Source organism: Streptacidiphilus monticola (genome assembly GCF_042658505.1).
GTDB lineage: Bacteria > Actinomycetota > Actinomycetes > Streptomycetales > Streptomycetaceae > Streptacidiphilus > Streptacidiphilus monticola.
This window is the reverse complement of record NZ_JBHSQJ010000180.1, coordinates 1-7,552: the sequence shown is the minus strand read 5'-3', so window position 1 is coordinate 7,552 and position 7,552 is coordinate 1. Positions and strand designations below refer to the sequence as shown.

General features: G+C 71.4%; 4 protein-coding genes. All 4 read left to right on the top strand.

Annotated elements, in window-relative coordinates:
* The first annotated feature begins 341 nt into the window (after window positions 1–341).
* The 4 genes from ACFP3V_RS31020 to ACFP3V_RS31005 all read left to right on the top strand — a co-directional run bounded on the left by ACFP3V_RS31020 (window position 342) and on the right by ACFP3V_RS31005 (window position 7,518).
* Complete coding sequence (locus ACFP3V_RS31020) at window positions 342–2,237, top strand: acyl-CoA dehydrogenase family protein (protein ID WP_380590916.1); 1,896 nt, start codon at window positions 342–344, stop codon at window positions 2,235–2,237.
* A gap of 527 nt (window positions 2,238–2,764) precedes the next feature.
* Complete coding sequence (locus ACFP3V_RS31015) at window positions 2,765–4,750, top strand: S53 family peptidase (protein ID WP_380590913.1); 1,986 nt, start codon at window positions 2,765–2,767, stop codon at window positions 4,748–4,750.
* A gap of 146 nt (window positions 4,751–4,896) precedes the next feature.
* Complete coding sequence (gene dxr, locus ACFP3V_RS31010) at window positions 4,897–6,123, top strand: 1-deoxy-D-xylulose-5-phosphate reductoisomerase (protein ID WP_380590910.1); 1,227 nt, start codon at window positions 4,897–4,899, stop codon at window positions 6,121–6,123.
* Between the two features lie 81 nt (window positions 6,124–6,204).
* Entirely contained in the window at window positions 6,205–7,518 is a 1,314-nt protein-coding gene (locus ACFP3V_RS31005) for a M50 family metallopeptidase (protein ID WP_380590907.1), read from the top strand.
* The last annotated feature ends 34 nt before the right edge of the window (window positions 7,519–7,552 follow it).

Genomic DNA, 7,552 nt, shown 5'->3' with positions numbered 1-7,552 from the left:
GGCAGCTTCGCCCCTGTCGCCGGGCGGCTGGCGCCGGTGCGGTGGAGCCGTCCTTGCGTTGCCGGGCGCCTGGCGCCGGCGCGTCGGCGTTGCCTCCACCGGATGCTCCGGTGTCCGCCGGGGGTGCGGGGCGGCCCGCACCCGGGGATGTGCCTCGCGGCTGGCGCGGGTGCCGTGGAGCCAGGCTTGTGCTGCCGGGGGCCTGCCCCCGGTGCGCGGCGGAGCCGCCCGCCACCCGCGGTTGGGCGATCGCCGCGCCGCCTGTTCGGGTTGTTGTCTGCGCGAAGTGTTTTCGACTCCCTCGGGCGGGCGTACTTTCCGGAACGGAGAGGTGATGCCCGATGCCGAAGGTCACCGAGAAGGAAGCCCGCCGTGTCGCCGAGGAGGCGCGCGAGCAGGACTGGCGGAAGCCCAGCTTCGCCAAGGAGCTGTTCCTGGGCCGGTTCCGCCTGGATCTGATCCACCCGCACCCCGTGCCCGACCCTGACGCGGAGCAGGAGGGGCAGGAGTTCCTCGCGCGCCTGCGCGCCTTCTGCGAGACGGAGATTGACGGAGCGTCGATCGAACGCGAGGCCCGCATCCCCGACGAGACGGTCAAGGGCCTGCAGGCCCTCGGCGTCCTCGGGATGAAGATCGACAAGGAGTACGGGGGCCTCGGCCTCACCCAGGTCCACTACAACCGGGCGCTCACCCTCATCTCCAGCGTCAGCCCCGCCGTGGGTGCCCTCGTCTCCGCCCACCAGTCCATCGGCGTTCCGCAGCCGCTCAAGCTGTTCGGGACCAAGGAGCAGAAGGACGCCTTCCTGCCGCGCTGCGCGCGCAGCGCCGTCAGCGCGTTCCTGCTGACCGAGCCGGACGTCGGCAGCGACCCGGCCCGGCTGGCCACCACGGCGACGCCGACCGAGGACGGCAGCGCGTACGTCCTGGACGGCGTGAAGCTGTGGACGACCAACGGCGTCGTCGCGGACCTGCTGGTCGTCATGGCCCGGGTCCCGGACCGCGGCATCACCGCTTTCGTGGTCGAGGCCGACTCGCCCGGCATCACGGTGGAGAACCGCAACGCCTTCATGGGGCTGCGCGGCATCGAGAACGGGGTGACCCGGTTCCACCAGGTCCACGTACCGGCCGCGAACCGGATCGGGCGGGAGGGCGAGGGGCTGCGCATCGCGCTCACCACGCTGAACACCGGGCGTCTCTCCCTGCCCGCCATGTGCGTCGGCGCGGGCAAGTGGTGCCTGAAGATCGCCCGCGAGTGGGGCGGGGTCCGCGAGCAGTGGGGCCGGCCGGTGGCCCAGCACGAGGCGGTCGCCGAGAAGGTGTCCTTCATCGCGGCGACGACCTTCGCCCTCGAAGCCGTGCTGGAGCTCTCCGGCCAGATGGCCGACGAGCAGCGCAACGACATCCGGATCGAGGCCGCGCTCGCCAAGTTGTACGGCTCCGAGCAGGGTTGGCTGATGGCGGACGCCCTGGTGCAGATCCGCGGCGGCCGCGGCTTCGAGACGGCGGACTCGCTCGCGGCCCGCGGGGAGCGGGCCGTGCCGGCGGAGCAGGTACTGCGCGACATGCGGATCAACCGGATCTTCGAGGGCTCCACCGAGATCATGCACCTGCTGATCGCCCGGGAGGCCGTGGACGCCCACCTCAAGGTTGCCGGGGAGCTGATCGAGCCGGAGGCGGACCTGCGCACCAAGGGCCGCGCCGCGGCCCGCGCCGGGGCGTTCTACGCCGGGTGGCTGCCCAAGCTGGCCGCCGGGCCCGGCCAACTGCCGAACTCGTACCGGGAGTTCGGGCCGCTGGCGACGCACCTGCGGTACGTCGAGCGCGGCGCCCGGCGACTGGCCCGGTCCACCTTCTACGGCATGTCGCGCTGGCAGGGCCGGATGGAGACCAAGCAGGGCTTCCTCGGCCGGATCGTCGACATCGGCGCCGAGCTGTTCGCGATGAGCGCCGCCTGCGTCCGCGCCGAACTGCTGCGCAGCCGTGGGGAGAACGGAGACGCCGCCTACGAGCTGGCGGACCTGTTCTGCCGTCAGGCCCGGGTCCGCGTCGAGGAGTTGTTCGACCGGCTCTGGCGCAACACGGACTCGCTCGACCGCAAGGCGTCCCGGCGGGTGCTCGACGGGCGCTATCTCTGGCTGGAGGAGGGGGTGTTGGACCCGTCGGGCGGGGGCCCGTGGATCGCCGAAGCGGCCCCGGGGCCGTCGCAGCGGGAGGACGTGCGCCGACCTCTGGGGTGACGCAGGCGACTTGACGGCTTGTCGGGTACGTCGGCGGCAGTCGGTACGATGCGGGCTGGCGTGCGGGGACGAAGTACCGGGGGCCCGCGCGCCGGCACCGAGGAAGTACAGACAACCGCGCTCCCGGCGACACCACCGACGAGACAGGTCCCAGCGTGAGCTACCCGCCGTACGGGCAGAACCAGCCACCGCAGGGCGGCTATCCGCCGCCCCAGCAGCCGAGGCCCGGGGGGTACCCGCCGCCTCAGCAGAACCCGTACGGCGCTCCGCCGCCCAACCCCTACGGCCCGCCGCAGCCTCCGCGACCCGGTAACCCCTACGGCGGACAGCCCGGTCCGTACGGCGCTCCGCAGCCGCCCCGGCCGAACAGCCCGTACGGGTCTCCGCCGCAGCCGCCGCGTCCGCCGCAGCAGCCGCCGTACGGGGGCGGCGGTCCGGGTGGTCCCGGCGGGCCGTTCGGCGGTCCCACCGGTCCGGGCGGGCCGAGTGGCCCGGGCGGGCCGCGCCGGTCCAAGCGGGGCATGTGGGTGGCGGTGCTCAGCGTGCTCGGCCTGCTGGTGGTCGGCGGTGTGGTCATCGGCCTGAACAACCACAAGAAGAACGAGGCGGGCGGCGGCAGCGTCGACGCCGGGAGCATGGGCTTCGGCGGCGCCTCCTCCTCCGGCGGGACCTCGTGGGCCCCGCCGAGCTGGGCCACCGCCAAGAACGACCTGGGCCACGCCGACCCGAAGACGGTGGTCACCGGCACGGTCTGGTTCGCCCAGGCAAAGCCGCAGGACCTGGCGTCCTACGCGCTGCAGGCGGCCACGCCCGGAAACCCGAACTACCACAAGTTCCTGACGCCGGATCAGACCGGATCCACGTTCGCCGCCCATGCGGACGCGGCCACCGTCGTCTCCCAGTGGGTCCAGAGCGCCGGGATGAAGGTGCTCAACAAGGACGAGCAGTCGATGACCGTCTCGACGACCGTGGCGAAGGTCGAGGAGACGCTGAAGATCAAGATCGACCGCTTCAAGCACAACGGGAAGGTGTACCTCTCCACCACCTCCCAGCCGCAGTACCCGTCGAACATCGGCGACTACGTCGCCTCCGTCACCGGTCTGGTCACCTCCAGCCCCATCGACGCGCCGCACGTGTTCAAGACGGCGGACGACCCGAACTGCAGCAAGTACTTCGGCCAGCGCAAGGCGGCCTATCCGGCCGGTCCGTCCGGCGGGCAGCCGGCGCAGTTCCTCTGCGGCTACACCGCCGCCCAGCTGCGCAGCGCCTACGGCGCCTCCGGCAGCGGACTGACCGGCAAGGGCGTCACCATCGCCATCGTCGACGCCTTCGCGTCGCCGACCATCGAGCAGGACGTCAACCGCTGGTCGCGCCAGATGGGCCTGCCGGAGCTGCAGCCCGGCCAGTTCAAGCAGGTCCTGCCCGCGTCCTACGATCCGCAGTCCACGGCCCAGCTGGCCCAGGGCTGGTGGGGCGAGGAGACCCTGGACGTCGAGGCGGTGCACGCCATCGCCCCCGACGCGAAGATCGTCTACTACGCGGCCAAGAGCCCGAGCACGGACGAGTTCTTCAACGTCTTCGAGAAGATCATCTCCGAGCGCAGCGCCGACATCGTCTCCAACTCCTGGGGCAGCCCCGAGGGTTCCGGCGACCAGGCCAACTACCAGGCCGGTCTCCAGCTGTTCCAGCGCGCTGCGGCCGAGGGCATCAGCTTCAACTTCTCGACCGGCGACGACGGCGACTACACCCAGACGGACAGCAACGCCGAGCCGTCCCCGTTCTCGTCCTACCCCTCCGGCGACCCGTGGGTGACCGCGGTCGGCGGCACCACGCTGGGCATCGGCGCGGGCGGCGAGTACCAGTGGGAGACCGGCTGGGGCAATGTGCTCTACCCCCAGAGCGGCGGCGGCTGGGACACCGCCGGCGCCAAGTTCCACGACGGCGGTGGCGGCGGCAACAGCCACGTCTTCAACCAGCCCGGCTACCAGAAGGGCGTCGTCCCGGACGCGCTGGCCACGGTGGCGACCGGATCGGCGACGCGCGAGCAGCCCGATGTGGCCATGCTGGCCAACCCGCTGACGGGCTTTCAGGTCGGCCAGACCGTCGGCACGGCCCACGCGGTCAGCGCGGCGGACGGCGGAGTGAACTTCACCCAGACGGGCGGGAAGTGGTCGCTGGAGACCACCGGCGGCACCAGCCTCGCCTGCCCGCTGTTCTCCGCGATGGAGGCCCTGGCGCAGGAGGCCTCCGGCTCCCCGCTGGGGCTGGCCAACCCGGTGCTGTACTCCCTGCACGGGTCGGACGTCTTCCACGACGCCGTCCACGAGCCCGCGGCGCTGGGCGGCCACGCCCCCAGCGTCGTGGCGGGGGACAGCAACGGGAACCCGCTGCTGGTGGACCTGGACGAGGACACGTCGCTCAAGACGGCCCAGGGCTACGACGCGACGACGGGGCTCGGCAGCCCGACCGACAAGTTCCTCACCTGGTTCAAGGACCATCCCAACGGTCAGTAGTCCCGCCAGGGGCACGGGGAACTGCGCGAGCAACACACCACTCAGGGAGGTCCGTCCCGCACACGGGGCAGAACCTCCGCGAGTGGTGGGCAGCTCGCGCAGTTCCCCCGCCCCTGAGGGGGTTCCCGCCTGCCACAATGTGCGGCATGGACGTCATCCTTGCGGACCCGCACGCGCGATTCGAACCCGTCGTCAAGGACCCGGACGGGCCGAGGGAGTTGGTGATCCTCGGGTCCACCGGGTCGATCGGGACGCAGGCGATCGACGTCGTACTGCGGAACCCCGGCCGCTTCAAGGTGGTGGGCCTGAGCGCCGCCGGCGGGCGCGTCGAGCTGCTCGCGCAGCAGGCGCACCAGCTCGGCGTCGCCGTCGTGGCCGTCGCGCGGCCCGACGCGGTCGACCCGCTCCGGGCCGCCCTCGCGGCCCTCGGCGGGCCGGTGCCGGAGATCATCGCCGGGCCGGACGCCGCCACCCAGGTCGCGGGGATGGAGTGCCACTCCGTCCTCAACGGCATCACCGGGTCGATCGGGCTCGCCCCGACCCTCGCGGCGCTGCGGGCCGGGCGGGTCCTGGTCCTCGCCAACAAGGAGTCGCTGATCGTCGGCGGCCCGCTGGTCAAGGCGCTGGCGCGGCCGGGGCAGATCGTGCCGGTCGACTCCGAGCACACCGCGCTGTTCCAAGCGCTGATGTCGGGCACCCGGGCGGAGGTGCGCAAGCTGGTCGTCACCGCCAGCGGCGGGCCGTTCCGGGGGAAGCGGCGCGAGGAGCTGGCGAACGTGACGCCGGATCAGGCGCTCGCCCACCCGAACTGGGACATGGGCCCGGTGATCACCATCAACTCGGCCACCCTGGTCAACAAGGGTCTCGAGGTCATCGAGGCCCACCTGCTCTACGACATCCCCTTCGACCGCATCGAGGTGGTGGTCCACCCGCAGTCGGTCGTGCACTCCATGGTCGAGTTCACGGACGGCTCCACGATGGCCCAGGCCTCGCCGCCCGACATGCGGATGCCGATCTCGCTCGGCCTCGGCTGGCCCGACCGGGTGCCGGACGCGGCTCCTGCCTGCGACTGGACCAAGGCGGCGACCTGGGAGTTCTTCCCGCTCGACAACGACGCCTTCCCCGCCGTCGACCTGGCCCGCGAGGTCGGCACGCTCGGCGGCACCGCCCCCGCCGTCTTCAACGCCGCCAACGAGGAGTGCGTGGACGCGTTCCTGCAGGGTCGCCTCCCGTTCTCAGGCATTGTGGATACGGTGGCCAAGGTCGTGGCCGAGCACGGCACTCCGTCCGGCGCAACCTCGTTGACGCTGGAGGACGTCCTTGCCGCCGAGACCTGGGCCCGCGCGCGGGCGCGGGCCATCGCGGCGGGGTAGGACAGTACCCGGCAGCAAGCCGGCAGCAACCCGGCAGCACAGCACCACCTGCGGAAAAAGCACCGAGAGGAACAGCGCGGAATGACGACCCTGATGACGGTCCTCGGCATCGTCGTGTTCGTGCTGGGCCTGCTCTTCTCCATCGCCTGGCACGAGCTGGGGCACCTGACCTGGGCCAAGGTCTTCGGCATCCGGGTGCCCCAGTACATGGTGGGCTTCGGGCCGACGATCTGGTCCCGGAAGAAGGGCGAGACCGAGTACGGCGTCAAGGCCGTCCCGCTCGGCGGCTACATCCGCATGATCGGCATGTTCCCTCCCGGGCCGGACGGGAGGATCGCCGCCCGCAGCACCTCGCCCTGGCGCAGCATGATCGAGGACGCCCGGGAGCAGTCCTTCGAAGAGGTCAAGCCCGGGGACGAGACCCGGCTGTTCTACACGCGCAGGCCGTGGCAGCGGATCATCATCATGTTCTTCGGCCCGTTCATGAACCTGATCCTGGCCGTGGCGCTGTTCCTGGTCGTGCTGATGGGCTTCGGCATCTCGACCGCGACGCCGACGATCAGCACGGTCGCCAAGTGCGTCGCCCCGGTGGGTTCGACCGAGGACAGGACGGGCGCCTGCACGGCGAAGAGCCAGGTCACCCCGGCCGCCCAGGCGGGCGTCAGGCCCGGTGACACCGTGGTCTCCTTCAACGGCGACCCGATCAGCTCCTACGCCCAACTGCAGTCGGACATCCGGGACTCGGCGAAGAAGACGGTCACCATCGTGGTGCGCCGCGGTGGCCAGGACGTCACGCTGCCGCCTGTGAAGATCGTCGAGAACAAGGTCGCCAAGCTGGACTCCAACGGCGACCCCACCGACCAGACGGTCTCGGCAGGCTTCCTCGGCATCACGCCGGTCAGCGAGATCAGGACCCTCGGCCTCACGGCCAGCTTCAACCGCATGGGCGACATGACGGTCAACGGCTTCAAGTCGATCGTCGCCCTGCCGTCGAAGATCCCGGCACTGTGGGGCGCGGCCTTCGAGGGGCAGAAGCGGTCGGCGGACTCCCCGGTGGGCGTGGTCGGCGTGGCCCGGGTCGGCGGTGACGTCTTCGCCATGCACGCCCCGGCGAGCGCCCGGATCGCGACCATGCTGAGCCTGCTGGCCGGGCTGAACCTGTCCCTCTTCCTGCTCAACATGCTGCCGCTGCTGCCCCTGGACGGCGGCCACATCGCGGGCGCGCTGTGGGAGTGGCTGCGGCGCAGCGTCGCGAAGTTGACGAGGCGTCCGGATCCCGGTCCCTTCGACGTGGCCAAGCTGATGCCGGTCGCCTACGTGGTCGCGGGCGTGTTCCTCTGCTTCACCGTGCTGGTCATGATCGCGGACGTGGTGAACCCGGTCCGGCTGGGCTAGCTGTATTGACCACGAGCGTTGTTGACAGTCCGGG

Coding starts and splice junctions, on each gene's coding strand:
- dxr (WP_380590910.1), top strand. CDS start 4,897: ATGGACGTCATCCTTGCGGACCCGCACGCGCGATTCGAACCCGTCGTC.
- ACFP3V_RS31005 (WP_380590907.1), top strand. CDS start 6,205: ATGACGACCCTGATGACGGTCCTCGGCATCGTCGTGTTCGTGCTGGGC.
- ACFP3V_RS31020 (WP_380590916.1), top strand. CDS start 342: ATGCCGAAGGTCACCGAGAAGGAAGCCCGCCGTGTCGCCGAGGAGGCG.